This is a genomic window from Mesorhizobium sp. M1A.T.Ca.IN.004.03.1.1, assembly GCF_003997555.1.
Taxonomy (GTDB): Bacteria; Pseudomonadota; Alphaproteobacteria; order Rhizobiales; family Rhizobiaceae; genus Mesorhizobium.
Window position 1 is genome coordinate 24,566 of the sequence record NZ_RZTV01000010.1, and the last position, 18,310, is coordinate 42,875.

Genomic DNA, 18,310 nt, shown 5'->3' on the forward strand with positions numbered 1-18,310 from the left:
GCAGGCCGGCTCGGTCCGGCCATGCGTTGATGCCGCCCCGGCGTCCAAGCAACGAGAGGCACTGGAATGACCAAATACAAACTCGAGTATATCTGGCTCGACGGCTACACCCCGACCCCCAATCTGCGCGGCAAGACCCAGATCAAGGAGTTTGCCGAGTTCCCGACGCTCGAGCAGCTGCCACTGTGGGGCTTCGACGGCTCTTCCACGAACCAGGCCGAAGGCCGCAGCTCCGACTGCGTGCTGAAGCCGGTCGCGCTCTATCCGGATCCGGCGCGCACCAACGGCGTTCTCGTCATGTGCGAAGTCATGATGCCCGATGGCGTCACCCCGCATGCTTCGAACAGCCGCGCGACCATCCTGGACGACGAGGACGCCTGGTTCGGCTTTGAGCAGGAATATTTCTTCTACAAGGATGGCCGCCCGCTCGGCTTCCCCGAGAGCGGCTATCCGGCGCCGCAGGGACCTTATTACACCGGCGTCGGCTACAAGAATGTCGGCGATGTCGCGCGCCAGATCGTCGAGGAGCATCTCGACCTCTGTCTCGCCGCCGGCATCAATCATGAAGGCATCAACGCCGAAGTGGCCAAGGGCCAGTGGGAGTTCCAGATCTTCGGCAAGGGCTCGAAGAAGGCCGCCGACCAGATCTGGATGGCGCGCTACCTGCTGCTGCGCCTTACCGAAAAGTACGGCATCGACATCGAGTTCCACTGCAAGCCGCTTGGCGATACCGATTGGAACGGCTCGGGCATGCACTGCAACTTCTCGACCAAGTACATGCGCGAAGTCGGCGGCAAGGCCTATTTCGAGGCGCTGATGGCCCAGTTCGAAAAGAACCTGATGGATCACATCGCCGTCTATGGTCCGGACAACGACAAGCGCCTGACCGGCAAGCATGAGACCGCGCCTTGGAACAAGTTCTCCTATGGCGTTGCCGACCGCGGTGCCTCGATCCGCGTGCCGCACTCCTTCATCAAGAACGACTACAAGGGCTATCTGGAAGACCGCCGCCCGAACTCCCAGGGCGACCCCTACCAGATCGCCTCGCAGGTCTTGAAGACGATCTCGGAGGTCGCGACCGACGCGAAGGTCTCGGCTGCGGCGTGATGCCTTAACTGCGTGGGCGGCATTCCCCACCATCGAAGATTAAAAAGCCCTGGCGAAAATGCCGGGGCTTTTTTTAGGCCTGGCTTGCTTGGCGGCGATGAGATCCGCGCTCTCGCGACAGTGCTGGCCTGCTGTTCTGACGAGGCCCGTCCTGCGGCCTTTCCGCCCTCTGGCGAGCTGTTCACGAAAAAACCCCGGCTTTCGCCGGGGTTGTTTTCTGTCGGGAATGCAGTCGCTTACACCGAATAGTACATGTCGTACTCGACCGGGTGCGGGGTCATTTCGAAGCGCATCACCTCGGCCATCTTGAGCTCGATATAAGAGTCGATCTGGTCGTCGTCGAAGACGCCGCCTGCCTTCAGGAAGCCGCGGTCCTTGTCGAGGTTCTGCAACGCTTCGCGCAGGGAGCCGCAGACCGTCGGGATCTTCTTCAATTCCTTCGGCGGCAGGTCGTAGAGATCCTTATCCATTGGCTGTCCGGGATGAATCTTGTTCTTGATGCCGTCGAGACCCGCCATCAGCATGGCGGCAAAGCCGAGATAGGGGTTCGCGCCCGGATCGGGGAAGCGGACCTCGACGCGCTTCGACTTCGGCGAGGAGCCGAACGGAATGCGGCAGGAGGCCGAACGGTTGCGCGCCGAATAGGCGAGCAGCACCGGCGCTTCGTAACCCGGCACCAGACGCTTATAGGAGTTGGTGAGCGGGTTAGTGAAGGCGTTGATCGCCTTGGCGTGCCTGATGATGCCGCCGATGTAGAAGAGGCAGGTTTCCGACAAGCCGGCGTATTCGTTGCCGGCGAAGGTCGGCTTGCCGCCCTTCCAGATCGACTGGTGCACGTGCATGCCCGAGCCGTTGTCGCCGAACACCGGCTTCGGCATGAAAGTGGCCGTCTTGCCATAGGCATTGGCGACCTGGTGCACGACATACTTATAGATCAGCATCTTGTCGGCGTTGCGCACCAGCGTGTCGAACTTGATGCCGAGTTCGTGCTGGGCGGCCGCGACCTCGTGGTGATGCTTTTCGACGCGCACGCCCATTTCAGCGAGCACTGTCAGCATCTCGGAACGCATGTCCTGGCAGGAGTCGATCGGCGGCACAGGGAAGTAGCCGCCCTTGATGCGCGGCCGATGGCCGAGATTGCCGGTCTCATAGTCGGTGTCGTCGTTGGACGGCAGCTCGGTCGAGTCCAGGCGGAACCCGGTGTTATAGGGATCGGCCTTGTACTTGACGTCATCGAACACGAAGAACTCAGCTTCCGGGCCGACATAGATGGTGTCGCCGATGCCTTCCGACTTCATGTAGGCTTCGGCTTTCTTGGCAGTGCCGCGCGGGTCGCGATTATAGGCCTCGCCCGAGATCGGATCGAGGATGTCGCACAGGATCACCATGGTCGACTGGGCGAAGAACGGATCCATGTGGACCGTATCCGTGTCCGGCATCAGCACCATGTCGGACTCGTTGATCGCCTTCCAGCCCGCGATCGAGGAGCCGTCGAACATGACGCCGTCGGCGAACATGTCTTCCTCGACCTCGACGACGTCCATCGTCACATGCTGCAGCTTGCCCCTCGGATCGGTGAAGCGCAGGTCGACGAATTTTACATCGTTGTCCTTGATCTGCTTCATGATGTCTTTGGCTGTCGTCATGTCATGTATCCCTGTGTGCTGACGTTTTTTGATGATGACGGTTCAGGAAGACGGGTGGAGTCAGACCGCGTCCATGCCGGTCTCGCCGGTGCGGATGCGGACGACTTCCTCGATGTTGGAGACGAAGATCTTGCCGTCGCCGATGCGGCCGGTCTGCGCCGCCTTGCGTATGGCTTCGATGGCGCCTTCGACGGCGTCGTCGCCGAGCACGACCTCGATCTTCACCTTGGGCAGGAAGTCGACGACATACTCGGCGCCCCGATAAAGCTCGGTATGGCCCTTCTGCCGACCGAAACCCTTGGCTTCGGTGACGGTGATGCCTTGCAGCCCGGCTTCCTGAAGCGCTTCCTTCACTTCGTCCAGCTTGAATGGCTTGATGATCGCTTCGATCTTTTTCATGTAGAAAGTGGCCTCCACTGCCAAAGAGACGGGTTGCGCGCCCCGCTTGCGCCTTCATCAAGCACGAAGCGTGCCAATTACCAGAGGTTGAGGGCGGTATCGGGCGATTTCCATGCCTTGCTGCACCCGAATGCAAATCCGCGTCATCCGCTGCATCGGATGCGTCATCGACGCCCAAAGCCTATACATCGCTCCTCCATCCGTCTGCGCAAAACTTGAGCAGATAGCGCAATTTGCAGGCAGATTCCCCTCCGGGCGCCCACCGCTCTGGGATGCATACGCCCGCCGCTGATTGCTTCGAGCCGCAAATCGGACAATGCTTGATCGGATGGAGATCGGCAATCCCATGCGCAATGAACTTCTTTCCCCGTCCGAAATGGCCGAAGCCGACCGGCTGGCGATCGCACAAGGTCCGCTCGACGGCTACGGATTGATGCGCCGGGCCGGCGAGGCCGTGGCGGCCGTGCTCATGGCGCGCTATCCGGCGGCGGCACGGGTGCACGTGCTTTGCGGACCCGGCAACAATGGCGGCGACGGCTATGTCGTGGCGAGCCTGCTCCGGAAGAGCGGTGTCGACGTTGCGTTGTGGAGATCGGGCGAACCGCGCGCGGGCAGCGATGCCGCGCTGGCTGCAGCCGATTGCCCGTTGGAGCCACGACCGCTATCTGCCTTCGCGGCCGAACCGGGATCGCTGGTGGTCGACGCGCTGTACGGAGCGGGGCTCTCGAAGGCACTGTCGGGCGATGCCGGCCGGGCCGTCCAGGTCGTTACGGATCTCGGCTTGCCGGTCGTCGCCGTGGACCTGCCCTCGGGCGTTTCCGGCGAAAGCGGCGCCATCCTCGGCGGCGCATTTCGGGCGGCGGTTACCGTGACGTTCGCGCGGAAGAAGCCGGGGCATCTGCTGCTGCCGGGGCGGGAAATGTGTGGCGAGATCGTGCTCGCCGACATCGGCATCGGTGACGACATCATCGCTCGAGTCGCGCCGCGCAGTTTCGAGAATGCGCCGGCGCCCTGGCTGCCTGTCTTTCCGGTTCCGGCCGTCGATGCGCACAAATACAAGCGCGGTCATGTCAGTGTCTTTTCGGGCGGTCCTGCGGCCACCGGTGCCGCGCGCCTGTCGGCGCTCGCAGCCGCAAGAAGCGGGGCAGGGGCGGTGACGGTGCTGTCGCCGGCGAACGCCATGCAGGTCAATGCCGCTCATCTGACATCGATCATGCTGCGCAAGGTCGACGCAGTTGCCGATCTCGGTGCGTTCCTTGCCGACAGCCGCCCCTCGTCCTTTGTGCTCGGCCCGGGGTTTGGCGTCGGCGAAAAGGCGCGCGATTTTGTCCTGGCGCTGCTCGGCGCCGGGCACGCGCAGGAGACCGGCGTTGAAGGGCTGGTGCTCGACGCCGACGGCATCACCTCGTTTCGCGACGTGGCTGAGACGCTTTTCCAGGCTGCCCGAAAGTCCGGCGCCCCGGCGCTGGTGATGACGCCGCATGAAGGCGAGTTCGGCAGGCTGTTCCCCGAGGTCGCGGGCGACAAGGCTCTTTCCAAACTCAGCAAGACCCGCGCGGCGGCGGCGCGAGCCAACGCCGTCATCGTCTACAAAGGCGCCGACACGGTGATCGCAGCACCTGACGGCCGCGCCGCGATCAACGGCAATGGCGCGCCATGGCTTGCCACCGCGGGTTCGGGCGACGTGCTGGCGGGCATCATCGCCGGGCTCCTGGCACAAGGCATGCCGGCGTTCGAAGCGGCCTGCGCGGCTGTCTGGATACACGCCGAAGCCGGCAGCCGGTTCGGACCCGGCCTGATCGCCGAGGATTTGCCTTTGGCCATGGTGCCTGTGCTGCACGCGTTGGTCGAGAATGGGATGGCTGCCCGATGATGAGGCTGGCGATCCTTGTCGCGGTCGCTGCCATCGCTGTTCTTGGCGTGCGGGCGGCTGATGCTGCCGGTCGGTCACGGTCGTGGACGATCCGCAGGTGCTCGCCAAGCTCGACGCCGATGGCTTCGGATTCGCCGGTATTTTTGGCATCAGCGGCAAGGACGATCTGAAAACGCTCTATGACGCGGCGCCGGCCTACCACGCCATCGTCGAAACCGTAGCGGCCGATGTCGCAGCACTGCGCGCCGACATGAAAGCAGGCGGCCGGCCGCTCTATGAGGCGACCGACGGCAATGTCGGCCGCATCATGGACATGCGCTGGCTGAAGACCGACGCGGCGCGTTTCCGGCTGGTCGGCGTCGTCAACCGGCTCGACCGGCGTGACTTCGCAAAGCTCGGTGGGGAAGCGGGCTGCGGCGAGGTGCGCTTCATCTACCGCCTTGCCTATAGTTTCAGGAAGAACGGCAAGGTGTTGGCCTCGAGGCTGCCGTTCAATTTCAGTGCCATCTACCGCGCAGCTCCCGACGCCGACGGCGGCTGTACCGGCGTCGCCGGGCGCTGGACGCCGCAGATCGACGAAGCGGCGGATGCCGGGTGGCTGTCCGGCGGACCGCTGGATAAAGCGAGCCTCTCCTTCAAGCAGCTCGAACTCAACGCTCAGGTGGTGCGCTTTCCTTCCGGCCAGGAGACCGAATTTGGCGGTCAGGCCGCCTATCTCATGCGCATCTTCGGTATCGACGGCACCACAATCAGCCAGAAACCGCTCGAAAATACGCCGGACACCATCCGCCTTGCGCAAGACGCGCGGTTGAAGGCGAGGCTTACGGACTATGTCCGCGCCAATGCCGGTGCAATCGATCTCGGCGTTTACGAAATCCCGGATGAATTCCTAGCGAAGAAGGTCATCTCCTGGTCGACCTTCGGCAGTGCCAGGCAGGCCAATCATCCATTCACGCCACTGTTCGAACCGGAGGCGCTTGCCGGGGTCGACTATTCGAAACTGACATTGGCGCGCACGGCTGAAGCCCTGATCGAGCGGCTCGACAACGGCGCCTGCCATGGCTGCCATCAGGCGGGCTCGACCGCAGGATTCCATTTCATCGGCCTCGACGATAGCACGACTTCGCCGCTCAACCGCATCGAAGTCGGCATCTCGCCGCATCTCCATGCCGAGATTCCGCGCCGCGAGGCGTGGCTGCAGGAGACTGTGGAAGGCAGAGAAGCGAACGGGTTTCGCCCGTTATCCTTCGCACCACCCGCCGCGTGGAAAGACACCGGCGAGATCGCCAATACGCCGGCCGAGACGACCATGCCGTGCCTGGTGCCGGAAGACGCCGCCCGCTTCGGCAGCAGCTGGCAATGCGGAGCCGGCACGGTCTGCACACCGATCGCGACCGCTACAGGGGTTAGGACGAAACTGGCGCAATGCCTGCTGCCGAAGGAGAGCCGGAACATCTTTTCCGGCCATCCCTGCTTGACCGGAACGATTGCCAGCGACACCGCGCAGCCCTTCAACGACCGTTACAACGTCACCGGCCAGTTCGCGGCGTTCGCGCCCGCCATTTCACGCACCGCCTATACCTGCCGGCCGCCCAAGATCGGTGTGCCAGGCGGCTTCGCCTATCGCGGCTGCGACGCGAAGGATCTGGCCTTCTCCGCTTTCAAGGCTGGCAAGCCGATGCCGAGCGAAATCTGCGGCTTGGTCGGCGGCAAGAAGTTCGATATTTGCGTGGCGACCAACAATTTCGACCAATGCCTCGGCGGCGCCGTTAATCGCGGTAACCGTCCGGCCTGCTCGGCCGATCGTTTCTGCCGCGAGGATTATATGTGCCAGTCGCTGCCGTCCGACACGCCGGGTGCTGGCAGGGTCAAGGGCATCGGCTTCTGCTCGCCGACCTATTTCCTGTTCCAGATGCGCATCGACAATCATGCGACGCCGTGGACGAACACCGCCCGCGCGAGCATGAGCGCGGGCTTTGGCGCCACCGAGGAGTAAGCGGTCATACCGGTTGGGGTGCGTATTTCCCGACGCTTGCCGCCAGCGCTTCGAGCACACGCTGCTCACTGATACCGCGCGTGTTCAGGACCCAGCTCGGTATCGAGATCGGAGGCTCGATGAAGGTTACCTGCTCGTTCAAGGGTCCATGCACGTAGGATCGGTTCGAGCCGAAGATGAGCACGCTTGGAATGCCTAAGGCGCCGGCTGCATGGGACACACCGCCATCGACACCGAGAAAGACGGTGGAGGCCGCGATCTGGTGCATGGCCTCCGCAATGTCGGGCGTCGAGGTGAAGTCGATCGCCTCAGGCAACAAGGCGCGAATCTGGGCGGCAGCCTGGCGTTCGCGCGGACCGCCGACAAGCCAGACGGACCAGCCCCGTTCGATATGCTTTCGCGCGACCGAGACGAAGCGCTCGGGCGGCCAGGAGCGCATGTTCTCGAAATCGGAAGTATAGAGGGAAAGCACCGGCCTTGCCGGATCGACGCCGTTGCGCCGGCGCCACTTGGCAACGTCTTCGGACGAAATCGCCAGCCGCGGGGCCGGCAGCTGTTTTTCTTCGGCGGGCTGCTTGCCGAGGAGCGCGATCGCACAGACCTGTTCGACGAGCCTTGTCTTGCGCGGGCCGAAGGCCACGAAGGTTCTCAGCCATCCCGACGGCAGTCGGTTGACGATGCCGAACTGGAGCTCGCGCGGATATCCAATGCGCTCGGGAATGCCCGCCAGCCACGGCACCAGGGCCGCCTTGGTGCTGCTGGTGAGCAGATAGGCTGCGTTATAATTCTCCTGGCGGAGTTCGCGCGCCAGCCGCGCCCGCTCCTTGAGACCGGGGTTCCAATGCCTTTCAACGGTCCAGGCCTTCCGGACATGCGGCATCAAGCGCGCCAGGGGCGCGGCCAGCGGCGAGGTGATGACGTCGATCGGCTGTCCAGGAAACGTCGCTGCTATGATTTGAATTGCCGAATGGCAGCGGATGAAGTCGCCGATTGCCGGCAAGCAGAACACGAGAATGGGGCGCAACGCGCGATACCTTTTCGATCCGACACAGTCGCCGCGAACGGCGAGCATGCCGGTTCCTTGTCACGGAAGCGCTTCGCCATCAAGGATGCGGGCATAGAGTTCCAGATAGGCCTTCGCGGTTTTCGCGATCGGAAATCTGTCGGCGGCAGATTCACGGCATTTGCGCATGCACAGGTCTGCGACCTCGGCAAGACCTTCGGCGAACTCCTCGTCGCTCTCGAAGAATCGGCCCGTATCCGTGTCCACCGTCTCCGGCAGGGCGCCGCGCGCTGTGGTCAAAACGGGCGTGCCGCACAGCATCGCCTCGACCGGCGCATTGCCGAAAGGCTCTTCCCAGGCGATCGGATTGAGGAAGGCCTTCGATGCGCCCAGCAGGCGCAGCTTGTCGTCGCCGTCGACGACGCCGTTGAAGCGATAGCGGCGGGAAAGACTCTTGAAAAAGACCCCCTCGCGGCGGGTCCGACTTCGGCCGAGCAATTTCCACCGCGAGCCGCCGGCGATATCGAGGGGAAAGTCGAATTTCCTGGCGAGCTCGACTGCCCGGTTCAAGCCCTTTCCGGCGCGTGCGATGGCCGCCATGAAGAGGAGGCGATCACTCTTCGATTCGGCCAGCCGATAGTCATCCACCGGAAAGCCGTTGTAGACGAAGGTCTTGCGGCCGTGCAGCTGGGCGTGCCGTGCGCTGATGAAGCTCCAGTTCGGTTGCGGCCGCGGATAATCCGGTAAATGGCCCCGCTCGGTGTTGAGGGTCGGGAAGTCAACCTCGACCTTCCACGCATGAAGGTGGACGATTTGGGTGTCCTTGGGGATCGCCGCGCGGCACTCGGCATCGCTCACAGCATGCCGGACTTCGCACAGTGGATGTGACGATCCAGGGCCCGCCACGAGGACGACATGGTGGCCCTGCCTGACCAGTTCAGTGGCCAGCCAGTCGACCTGACGTTCTATCCCGCCGTAGCCTTTGCACGGAACGACGCCCTTTGTTGCAAGGGTTATTAGCATTCAGCACCGTCATCACATTGATGTGATTTCAATGTGATTAGAGGTTGCCAGTTGTCAACCTCCGACGACGGATTGCGTAAGCCAGAGTTCCAGCCGCCGGCCGGCTTTCGAGGTTCCACCGATTGAGATGGTCGGCGACTCCCCGTCGCGAGGCCAAGCGGAAGGAGAGGGGCTAATCAACGAGAATAACGGCGGACCTGCCGAAATGCTTGCCAGCTACAAGGACCAGTCGCGACACCACCGCCTCACAGCGGAATGTTGTCGTGCTTCTTCCAGGGGTTCTGCATATCCTTGTTGCGCAGCATGCGCAGCGCCCGCGCGATCCGGCGGCGCGTCGAATGCGGCATGATCACCTCGTCGATATAGCCGCGTTCGGCCGCTACGAAGGGCGACAGGAACCGATCCTCGTATGCTTTGGTGTGGGCGGCGATCTTCTCCGCGTTGCCGATGTCCTTGCGGTAGATGATCTCGACCGCGCCCCTTGCGCCCATCACCGCGATCTGCGCCGTCGGCCAGGCATAGTTCATGTCGCCGCGCAGGTGCTTCGACGCCATCACGTCATAGGCGCCGCCATAGGCCTTACGGGTGATCACGGTGATCTTCGGCACGGTGGCTTCGGCATAGGCGAACAGCAGTTTTGCGCCATGCTTGATCAGCCCGCCATATTCCTGCGCGGTGCCGGGCAGAAAGCCTGGAACGTCGACCAAGGTAACGATCGGGATCGAGAAGCAGTCGCAGAAGCGCACGAAGCGCGCCGCCTTGCGGCTGGCGTCGGAGTCGAGCACGCCGGCCAGAACCATCGGCTGGTTGGCGACGAAGCCGACGGTTCGCCCCTCCACACGGCCGAAGCCGGTGACAATGTTCCTGGCGAAGCTCGCCTGGATCTCGAAGAAGTCGCCTTCGTCGGCAACCTTCAGGATCAGTTCCTTGATGTCGTAGGGCTTGTTGGCGTTGTCCGGAATCAGCCGGTCGAGCGACATGTCATGGTCCGTCACCGACTGGTAGCATTCGATCTCGGGAATCTCTGCGGTATTGGACGCCGGCAACAGGTCAATCAGCCGGCGCATCTGCAGCAGCGCCTCGACATCGTTGTCATAGGCGCCGTCGGCGATGGAGGATCGGGTCGTGTGTACCGTGGCGCCGCCGAGGCTTTCGGCCGTCACCGTCTCATTGGTCACCGTCTTCACCACGTCCGGCCCGGTGACGAACATGTAGGAGGTGTCGCGCACCATGAAGATGAAGTCGGTCATGGCCGGCGAATAGACATCGCCGCCGGCGCACGGGCCCATGATCAGCGAAATCTGCGGGATGACACCGGAGGCGAGCACGTTGCGCTGAAAAATCTCGGCATAGCCGCCGAGCGCGGCCACGCCTTCCTGGATGCGTGCGCCGCCCGCGTCGTAGAGGCCGATGATCGGCGCGCGATTGCGCAGCGCCATCTCCTGCACCTTGACCACCTTCTCGGCATGCGCCTCAGACAGCGAGCCGCCGAAGACGGTGAAATCCTTGGCAAAAAGGTAGACTGGACGGCCGTTGACGGTGCCCCAGCCTGTGACGACGCCGTCGCCCGCGATCTTGGTTTTCTCCATGCCGAAGTCGGTTGAGCGGTGCTCGACATACATGTCGAACTCCTCGAACGAACCCTCGTCGAGGAAGACGTCGATGCGCTCGCGGGCGGTGAGCTTGCCCTTCTTGTGCTGGGCCTCGATCCGTTGCTTGCCGCCGCCCATCCGGGCGATCTCGCGGCGGCGCTCGAGTTCCTTCAGCACGTCCTTCATCGCTGCCCCCACCATAGAAAGGTGGTTTGTGGTAATCGTGAGGGCAGCGCAGCGCAAGCGTCGCTTTTCGCACGCCGTTTTGTTGCGCTGCAACATCCACCCTTGCATTTTGCGGCGGACTCGGCCATATGCGGTCGCATAGGCGCTTGGGCCGAACTTCGGCTTTCTCTACTAATTGAGACTGGTTGCGTCTGTTTTCCCTCTTTCCGGTGGGCCCTCCCGTCGATCGGCAAGCTGGCGAAAGAGCCCCGGGGCATGACGCCTGCGGGCACGACAGCGCAGCCGCGCGGACGCTCCCCGTCCGCCGCCTTGTCGTTTCCTGACAATTTTTCGACGGCAGGTTGCGCCCTGCCGCCATGATGTTTGCGGCTACAGGGCCGCGTGAAAGAAGACTATTTTGACCAATGAAAATCAGGCGGACCAGAACGGTTTCGCTACCCTTGGAATCACCGGCGCGCTGCTCAAGGCCGCCAATGCCGCGGGCTTCATGGATCCGAAGCCGATCCAGGTGCAGGCGATCCCGCCGCAGCTCGAAGGCCGTGACATATTCGGCATTGCTCAGACCGGTTCGGGCAAGACGGCGGCTTTCGCGCTGCCGATCCTGTCGAAGATCATCGGGCTCGGCACGAAGCGCCGGCCAAAGACGGCGCGCGCGCTGATCCTGGCGCCGACACGCGAGCTAGCGGTACAGATCGAGGACACCATCAAGCTGCTCGCCAAGGGCGCGCACATCTCGACCGCGCTCGTGCTCGGCGGCGTCTCCCGCTACAGCCAGGTGAAGAAGATCGCACCCGGCGTCGATATCCTGATCGCCACGCCCGGCCGGCTGACCGACCTGGTGCGGGAAGGCGACCTCATCCTTGCCGATACCAAATGGCTGGTGCTCGACGAGGGCGACCGCATGCTCGACATGGGCTTCATCAACGACGTCAAGCGCATCGCCAAGGCGACCGCGCCGAACCGCCAGACCGCGCTGTTCTCGGCCACCATGCCGAACGAGATCGCGGAACTCGCCAAGGGCTTGCTGAAGGACGCCGTCCGCATCGAAGTCTCCCCGCAGAGCACGACGGCGGCCGAGATCGTGCAAAGCGTGGTGCTTGCCCGCACCAAGCAGAAGCGCCAAGTGCTGTCCAAGATGCTGGCCGACGAGGCGATGCGCTCGGTCATCGTGTTCTCGCGCACCAAGCATGGCGCCGACCGCGTCACCAAGGACCTTGCCCGCGACGGCTTCGACGCCGCAGTGATCCACGGCAACAAGTCGCAGAACGCGCGTCAGAAGGCGCTCAACGATTTCCGCGACGGCTCGGTGCGTATTTTGGTGGCGACCGATATCGCCGCGCGCGGCATCGACGTCCCAGGCATCAGCCATGTCGTGAATTTCGACCTGCCGGACGAAGCGGAGAGCTATGTCCACCGTATCGGCCGTACCGGCCGCAACGGCAGGGACGGCATCGCGATCACGCTTTGCGATCCATCGGAGAACGGCAAGCTGCGGCAGGTCGAGCGCATCATCCGCATGAAGCTTCCCGTCATTGCCGATCATCTCGGCAGCCCCGACCCGCAGCGCGATCCGAAGGAAAGGACCGAGCGTCATTTCGAGCCGGCCAATGACCGCGAGCACCATGGCGGCCGTCGTGACGGCCGCCGTCCCGGCAGCGGCAACAACGGCAAGAAGCGCTTCGGCGGCAAGCCCGGTGGCGAGCGCCAATTCGCGCCCAAGCCGCAAGGCGAACGTCCTGCGGGCGCCAAGCCGAATGGCGAGCACAAGCCTGATGGCTTCAAGCGCTTCAAGGGCAACAACAAGCGCCGCTTCGGCGGCAAGCGTCCTGCGAACCGGGCCGCTTAAAGTCGCACCGAGGTTTGATTGAAATCGCATAACGGCCGGAAGCAACGCTCCGGCCGTTGGTCGTCTCACGGACTTGATTGCTGCTGCATCAGCGCCTTCACCCACACCACGATCCGCTCTGTCAGAAAGCCCGTGGTCTGCGGCGATAGCGCATCGCCTGCAATGACGTGGTTGTCCGGATCGCCCGTATCGTCGACCGGCACCAGTTCGTGCGGACCGCCCCAGCGGCCGGCGACCTCGCGCGTGCGGTCCGGCCGGACCACCTTGTCGGCATCCGAGAAGATGAACAGGGCAGGGATGGTCGCCTTCTCGACCGGCGCGCGATAGGCGAGCTCGGTGAGCGCAGCCATCGGCAAGGCCGCCGCGATCGGATATTTGGTGGTCCAGAATTTTTCGTGCAGCGCATTGCGCGCCGGAAAACTGCGCTCCCTGCCGCCGACGAGCTCGGCAATCTCTCTGCCCCAAGGCAGTGTAAGGACCTCGGCGCCCGACGCCTTGACGCCGAAATTAGGCGAGATGAATGCGATTGCCGCGACGCCGTCGGAAGCACCAGGCTGGGCTGCAGCCCATGTCGCCAGTGAGGCGCCAGTCGAGGTGGCGATAACGATCACCTTCTCGCCGACCGCGCGCCCGATCGCCAGTGCCTCCTCATAGTCGTTGATCCAGGCATTCACGCTGCCTTCGGCAATGGCCGCGCCGTCCTGCCCGTGGCCGGTCAGGCGGGTGTAGAAGAGATTGGCCTCGATCTCCCCGGCGACGTCGTCCGGCAGCGGCCGGATCTCGCCCTTGGATGCCGAAAACCCGTGGATGTAGACGATCGCAAGCTTGGTCTTGGCGTGAACCAACGGATTCGCCCAGATGATCTCCTTGTCCAACCCGTCACGGATATTGGGCACGGCCGCTTCTTCGCGCGCCAGATAGGCCTGCGGATCGTCGCCGATCGCCGAAGGATCGAAACGGATCGTCGTATCGACCGCCACGCGTGGGCCGAGGTAAAAGCCTGAGAGGAGGATAACGACGAGACCCAGTACCGCAAGCAAGATCCGTCGCCCCATGACCAACTCCAAGCAACAATTCTCAACCTATGGCGGTGCCCACCGAGAGGCAATCTCTCCCGGATCAGCGGATGTCGTGCAAAGCCTGCGACGGTTTTGCGAAACGACTTGCATAGAAAGGCATAAAGCGCGTTGCCTGAATGCGTTTCAGCGCGAGGCGCTTTACGCCGCTTTGTCCGTTGGACTTTTTTAGCCCAGCGTCTTGCGGTCGAAATACAACGGCCGTCCCCGCCAGCTGGTGGTCAGCCCGATCACCAGTCGGCCTACGGGTCGCGGCAGCAGGCCCAGCAGCTTCAGCGGCCAGCTTATGTGATAGGGGAAAGTGACTTCGAAGCCTCCCCTCCGGATGCCGCGCGCCATGCGGCGCGATGCCCGGTGAACAGGCATCAGGCCCGGCATCGGCAGCATGTTCTTCTCGGTCAGCGGCGTGTCGACGAAGCCCGGATTCATCACCTGGATGCGGATGTTCATCTTGTCGAAGTCGTATTTTAGCGATTCCGCCAGGATGTTGATTGCCGCTTTGGTGCCGCCATAGGCGGCGGTGGTCGGCCAGCCGGAATAGGCCGTGACCGACCCGACCAGGACGACATGCCCGCGTCCTCGCGTGCGCATATAGTCGACCGCAGGCACCAGTCCGTTGACGATGCCGAAATAATTGACGGCGAAGGAACGATGAAAATCGCGCACCACGAGATGCTCACCGGGGGTGGCGATGTAGTTGCCGGCGTTGAAGACGGCGAGCACGATCGGCCCCATGTCCTTCTCGATCGCCGCGACAGTGCGTGCCATCCCTTCTTCGTCGGTCACATCGCAGGGAAAGGATTTCACGTGGCCGGCCATCTGCGCGGTCTCAACCAGCAGCGTATCGGCTGGATCGCTGGCCAGCGCCGTCACCGCGACGGCATAGCCTTGCCTCGCCAGGTCCTTGGCCAGCGCCCGGCCGAGGCCGCTGCTGCCGCCCGTGATCCAGGCGACACCGTCTTTCGGGTTGGCCCGGTAGAGTGTCATTGGAAGTCCTGCGAATTATCTGGGCTAGTGCTCTAGCGGCGAAGAATTGGGATGAAAAGAGCGCTTTTGGATGACATCGTTGAAATGCTCGGGAGCATTGCAGCGTCCCGAATGCGACTGGACCAGGCAAAATCTTGCCTTGAAACCGCGGCTTCCGGTTTTTAGGGTCTCGCCGCACGCATAAAGGAATCCCCATGCCCCGTAATGTGATCGAAGCGATCGGCAACACCCCCCTGATCCGGCTCAACAAGGCTTCGGACGCAACCGGCTGCGAGATCCTGGGCAAGGCCGAATTCATGAATCCGGGACAATCGGTCAAGGACCGTGCAGGCCTCTTCATCATCAGGGACGCCGAACATCGCGGATTGCTGAGGCCCGGTGGTGTCATCGTCGAAGGGACCGCCGGCAACACCGGCATTGGCCTCACGCTGGTCGCCAAGGCGCTCGGCTACCGGACAGTCATTGTCATCCCCGACACGCAAAGCCAGGAGAAGAAGGACACGATCAAGATCCTGGGAGCCGAGCTGATCGAAGTGCCGGCCGTGCCGTACAAGAACCCGAACAACTATGTGAAGCTTTCGGGGCGGCTCGCCGAGCAGATGGCACGGTCGGAGCCGAACGGCGCGATCTGGGCGAACCAGTTCGACAATGTCGCGAACCGGGACGGCCACATCCGCACGACTGCCGAGGAGATCTGGACCCAAACCGGCGGCAAGGTCGACGGCTTCGTGTCAGCCGTCGGCTCCGGCGGCACACTCGCCGGTGTTGCGCTCGGACTCAAGGCCAAGAGCAGGCAAGTCAAGATCGGACTTGCCGATCCGTTGGGTGCTGCGCTCTACAGCTTCTATACCAGCGGTGAGCTGAAAGCCGACGGCAGCTCGATCACCGAAGGCATAGGCCAGGGTCGCATCACCGCCAATCTCGACGGCTTCACGCCGGACTTCTCCTACCAGATACCGGACGAGGAGGCATTGCCGATCATCTTCGATCTGATCCAGGAAGAGGGACTGTGCGTCGGCGGCTCGACGGGCATTAACATCGCCGGCGCCATTCGGCTGGCGCGCGAGCTTGGCCCCGGCCATACCATCGTGACGATCCTCGCCGACTACGGCACGCGCTACCAGTCGAAGCTGTTCAATCCCGAGTTCCTGCGAAGCAAGAACCTGCCGGTCCCAGGCTGGATGGACGAAAAAACCAGCATCCCGGTGCCGTTCGAAAAGGTGGCCTGATGGCGCAGAGAACCGAAGCGCTGTTTCGCGACGACGCCTATCTGAGCACGGCGGAGGCGCAAGTCGTCGCCATCAATGACCGCGGCGGCATCCTTCTCGACCGCACGATCTTCTATGCCACGTCGGGCGGACAGCCAGGCGATACGGGCATGTTGGAGCGCGCCGACGGCAGCCGCATCGCGATCGCCGCCACCATGACCGGCGAGACCAAGGACGAGATCATCCATGTGCCGGCGCCTGAACAGGCCCTACCGGCCGTCGGTGAAAAGCTGAAGCTCGACATCGACTGGCGGCGGCGGCATCTTCTGATGCGTATGCACTCCGCGTGTCATCTGCTCACCGTCGTCTGCCCGTTTCCGATCACCGGGGCAGCGGTCGCCGAGGACGACAGCCGCGTCGATTTCGACATTCCCGATGCCGGCTTCAGCAAGGAGGACGTGACAGCGAGGTTGATGGAGCTTGTGCGGGCCAACCATCCCGTCTTCACGCGGCTGATCACCGACGAGGAACTTTCGGCCAATCCCGGGCTTGTCAAATCGAAGAACGTGCGGCCGCCCGTCGGCACCGGCCGCATTCGCTTGGTCTGCATCGGCGAGAATGCCTCAATCGACAGTCAGCCTTGCGGCGGCACCCATGTGAAGAGCACCGGCGAAATCGGCGAGATCCATATCGGCAAGATCGAAAAGAAGGGCCGCGAGAACAGGCGCTTCCGCATCCGCTTCGGGCCGATGCCGACGAATTGACGAGCAACACCTACCAAAGTCGCGAGGAGCGGGCAGGAGAGGAAAAATGGCCGAAGACAGCCCATTCATCGTCGACGCGGATTGGCTCGAGAAGCGGTTGGGAACGCCAGGACTGACCATCATTGACGCGTCCTGGTACCTGCCGGCGCAGAAACGCGACGCCCGCGCCGAGTATGACGACGCCCATATTCCAGCTGCGCGCTTCCTCGATCAGGACGCCGTCTCGGACCCGGATTCCAAGCTGCCGCACACATTGGCGTCGCCCCAATATTTCGCGCAATATGTCGGCTCGATGGGCGTTTCGGCCGACGACACGATCGTGATCTATGACGGTCCAGGCTATTTCTCGGCGCCGCGCGCCTGGTGGATGTTCCGCGTCATGGGCGTCTTCCAGGTCTATATCCTGAATGGCGGCTTCGACCGCTGGAAGGCGGAAGGGCGGCCGGTAACGGCGGAGCAGACCCGGATCGCACCTTGCGTCTTTTATGCCGATTTCGATGCAAGCCGGGTTGTCAGCCTCGACGAAATGCGCCGGATCGTTGGAAGCGGAGAAAGCCAGATCGCCGATGCGCGCTCACCCGGGCGTTTCGCCGGCACCGATCCCGAACCGCGTCCCGGCGTCCGTTCCGGCCATATGCCGGGCGCTCGCAATGTTCCGGTTGCCGCGCTTGCCGAGAATGGCGAACTGCTACCCAAGGACCGCTTGCGCATGGTCATTGAGGAGGCCGGCATCGATCTTACAAAGCCGGTCGTCACCTCGTGCGGATCTGGCATCACCGCGGCGGCGATCACGTTGGCGCTGGAGACGCTTGGCCATACCGACAACAGGCTGTACGACGGCTCATGGACCGAATGGGGTGGGCTGAGCGACACGCCCGTGGTGACGGGCAAGGAATGACGGCGATGGAAAACGGTGGACCGAAGGATATCGATGTCACGGTCACATTCCTCGAAATGCACGCACCGCCGGCTTCATCTCCCCCGCTGCCCTACAACCGGCAGATCGCCTTGCTGAGGACCAAGGACATTCCGCTGCATTTCTACCGCTACCTGATGGATCGCGTCGGGCGCAAATGGCACTGGGTCAACGTGCTTAGACTGAGCGACGAGGAACTGGCCGCCGGCCTGCATCGTGAGGACCGCGACATCAGCGTGCTCTACCTCGACGGCTCTCCCGCCGGCTTCTTCGACCTCAAGCCGCATCTGCCCGAGGAAGTGGAACTCGCCTATTTCGGGATGATGGAACATGCTCACGGCCAGGGTATCGGCCGCTGGTTCCTGGGAGCGGCCATCTCGGCTGCATGGTCGTATGGGCCGAAGCGCATCACCGTGCAGACCTGCACGCTCGACCACCCGGCGGCGCTGCCGCTTTACCAGAAGCTTGGCTTTACGCCGGTTGCGCAGAAGAAAGAGGTCGTGCATCCGCTGACCTTCGCCGAGCGCTCCGCAAGCGTCATGCGGCCGTAGCTAAGGGGAAGCGCGGCGCAGTCGGCTGCCTCGACGCCGCTTACGCAACCGGCGGCTGGCCCTCGAAGGTCGGCAGCGACGTGTCGATGCAAGCCCAGCGGGGCGCCTTGGTCGTCCGGATCGTCGCTGCGGGCCGT

At 63.1% G+C, this 18,310-nt stretch carries 15 protein-coding genes; 8 read left to right on the plus strand and 7 right to left on the minus strand.

All coding sequences use genetic code 11. The annotated features are described in order from the left end of the window. The first annotated feature begins 66 nt into the window (after window positions 1-66). The gene (locus EOD29_RS24720; protein WP_066989630.1) at window positions 67-1,107 is read left to right on the plus strand and encodes a glutamine synthetase beta-grasp domain-containing protein; all 1,041 of its coding nucleotides are present in this window, start codon (window positions 67-69) and stop codon (window positions 1,105-1,107) included. Between the two features lie 236 nt (window positions 1,108-1,343). Here EOD29_RS24720 and glnA read toward each other — a convergent pair whose 3' ends face one another. Both glnA and EOD29_RS24730 read right to left on the minus strand, forming a co-directional pair. Continuing rightward, window positions 1,344-2,753: a type I glutamate--ammonia ligase gene (glnA, locus tag EOD29_RS24725; protein WP_066989632.1), complete on the minus strand. Its 1,410-nt coding sequence runs from the start codon at window positions 2,751-2,753 to the stop codon at window positions 1,344-1,346. A 60-nt stretch (window positions 2,754-2,813) separates the two neighbouring features. Next, window positions 2,814-3,152, minus strand: a complete 339-nt coding sequence (locus EOD29_RS24730; protein WP_006205430.1) for a P-II family nitrogen regulator — start codon at window positions 3,150-3,152, stop codon at window positions 2,814-2,816. A gap of 346 nt (window positions 3,153-3,498) precedes the next feature. Between EOD29_RS24730 and EOD29_RS24735 the strand changes: the two genes are divergently transcribed. Both EOD29_RS24735 and EOD29_RS24740 read left to right on the plus strand, forming a co-directional pair. Then, window positions 3,499-5,025 (plus strand): NAD(P)H-hydrate dehydratase, encoded by a 1,527-nt coding sequence (locus EOD29_RS24735; protein ID WP_127248184.1) that lies wholly within the window; start codon window positions 3,499-3,501, stop codon window positions 5,023-5,025. Window positions 5,026-5,107: 82 nt separating this feature from the next. Then, window positions 5,108-7,021 (plus strand): hypothetical protein, encoded by a 1,914-nt coding sequence (locus EOD29_RS24740; RefSeq protein WP_245475416.1) that lies wholly within the window; start codon window positions 5,108-5,110, stop codon window positions 7,019-7,021. A 4-nt stretch (window positions 7,022-7,025) separates the two neighbouring features. Here the strand turns inward: EOD29_RS24740 and waaF are convergent, their stop codons facing one another. The 3 genes from waaF to EOD29_RS24755 all read right to left on the minus strand — a co-directional run bounded on the left by waaF (window position 7,026) and on the right by EOD29_RS24755 (window position 10,825). After that, entirely contained in the window at window positions 7,026-8,093 is a 1,068-nt protein-coding gene (waaF, locus tag EOD29_RS24745) for a lipopolysaccharide heptosyltransferase II (RefSeq protein ID WP_245475417.1), read from the minus strand. Between the two features lie 12 nt (window positions 8,094-8,105). Next, window positions 8,106-8,882 (minus strand): glycosyltransferase, encoded by a 777-nt coding sequence (locus tag EOD29_RS24750; protein WP_245322435.1) that lies wholly within the window; start codon window positions 8,880-8,882, stop codon window positions 8,106-8,108. A 410-nt stretch (window positions 8,883-9,292) separates the two neighbouring features. Next, on the minus strand, window positions 9,293-10,825 hold the full coding sequence (locus tag EOD29_RS24755; RefSeq protein WP_067321426.1) for an acyl-CoA carboxylase subunit beta: 1,533 nt from the start codon (window positions 10,823-10,825) through the stop codon (window positions 9,293-9,295). A 397-nt stretch (window positions 10,826-11,222) separates the two neighbouring features. Between EOD29_RS24755 and EOD29_RS24760 the strand changes: the two genes are divergently transcribed. After that, window positions 11,223-12,671 (plus strand): DEAD/DEAH box helicase, encoded by a 1,449-nt coding sequence (locus tag EOD29_RS24760; RefSeq protein ID WP_164763830.1) that lies wholly within the window; start codon window positions 11,223-11,225, stop codon window positions 12,669-12,671. Between the two features lie 65 nt (window positions 12,672-12,736). On the opposite strand, the gene EOD29_RS24765 is transcribed toward EOD29_RS24760, so the two are convergent. Both EOD29_RS24765 and EOD29_RS24770 read right to left on the minus strand, forming a co-directional pair. Next, window positions 12,737-13,726: an alpha/beta fold hydrolase gene (locus tag EOD29_RS24765; protein WP_127248185.1), complete on the minus strand. Its 990-nt coding sequence runs from the start codon at window positions 13,724-13,726 to the stop codon at window positions 12,737-12,739. 189 nt (window positions 13,727-13,915) lie between these two features. Further along, window positions 13,916-14,734, minus strand: coding sequence for an SDR family oxidoreductase (locus EOD29_RS24770; RefSeq protein ID WP_127248186.1), 819 nt, complete (start codon window positions 14,732-14,734; stop codon window positions 13,916-13,918). Between the two features lie 194 nt (window positions 14,735-14,928). Here EOD29_RS24770 and EOD29_RS24775 point away from each other — a divergent pair, with 194 nt between their 5' ends. Genes EOD29_RS24775 through EOD29_RS24790 form a run of 4 tightly spaced genes read left to right on the plus strand, consistent with a single transcriptional unit; the run spans window position 14,929 to window position 18,173 of the window. Further along, the gene (locus EOD29_RS24775) at window positions 14,929-15,963 is read left to right on the plus strand and encodes a cysteine synthase A (protein WP_127248187.1); all 1,035 of its coding nucleotides are present in this window, start codon (window positions 14,929-14,931) and stop codon (window positions 15,961-15,963) included. Further along, window positions 15,963-16,706 carry an alanyl-tRNA editing protein gene (locus EOD29_RS24780; RefSeq protein WP_127239786.1) on the plus strand — a complete coding sequence of 248 codons (744 nt, stop codon included), beginning with the start codon at window positions 15,963-15,965 and terminating at the stop codon, window positions 16,704-16,706. The genes EOD29_RS24775 and EOD29_RS24780 overlap by 1 nt, the downstream gene beginning before the upstream one ends. A 46-nt stretch (window positions 16,707-16,752) precedes the next feature. Next, window positions 16,753-17,604, plus strand: a complete 852-nt coding sequence (sseA, locus tag EOD29_RS24785) for a 3-mercaptopyruvate sulfurtransferase (protein WP_127239787.1) — start codon at window positions 16,753-16,755, stop codon at window positions 17,602-17,604. Window positions 17,605-17,609: 5 nt separating this feature from the next. Beyond that, the gene (locus EOD29_RS24790) at window positions 17,610-18,173 is read left to right on the plus strand and encodes a GNAT family N-acetyltransferase (RefSeq protein ID WP_067321624.1); all 564 of its coding nucleotides are present in this window, start codon (window positions 17,610-17,612) and stop codon (window positions 18,171-18,173) included. The last annotated feature ends 137 nt before the right edge of the window (window positions 18,174-18,310 follow it).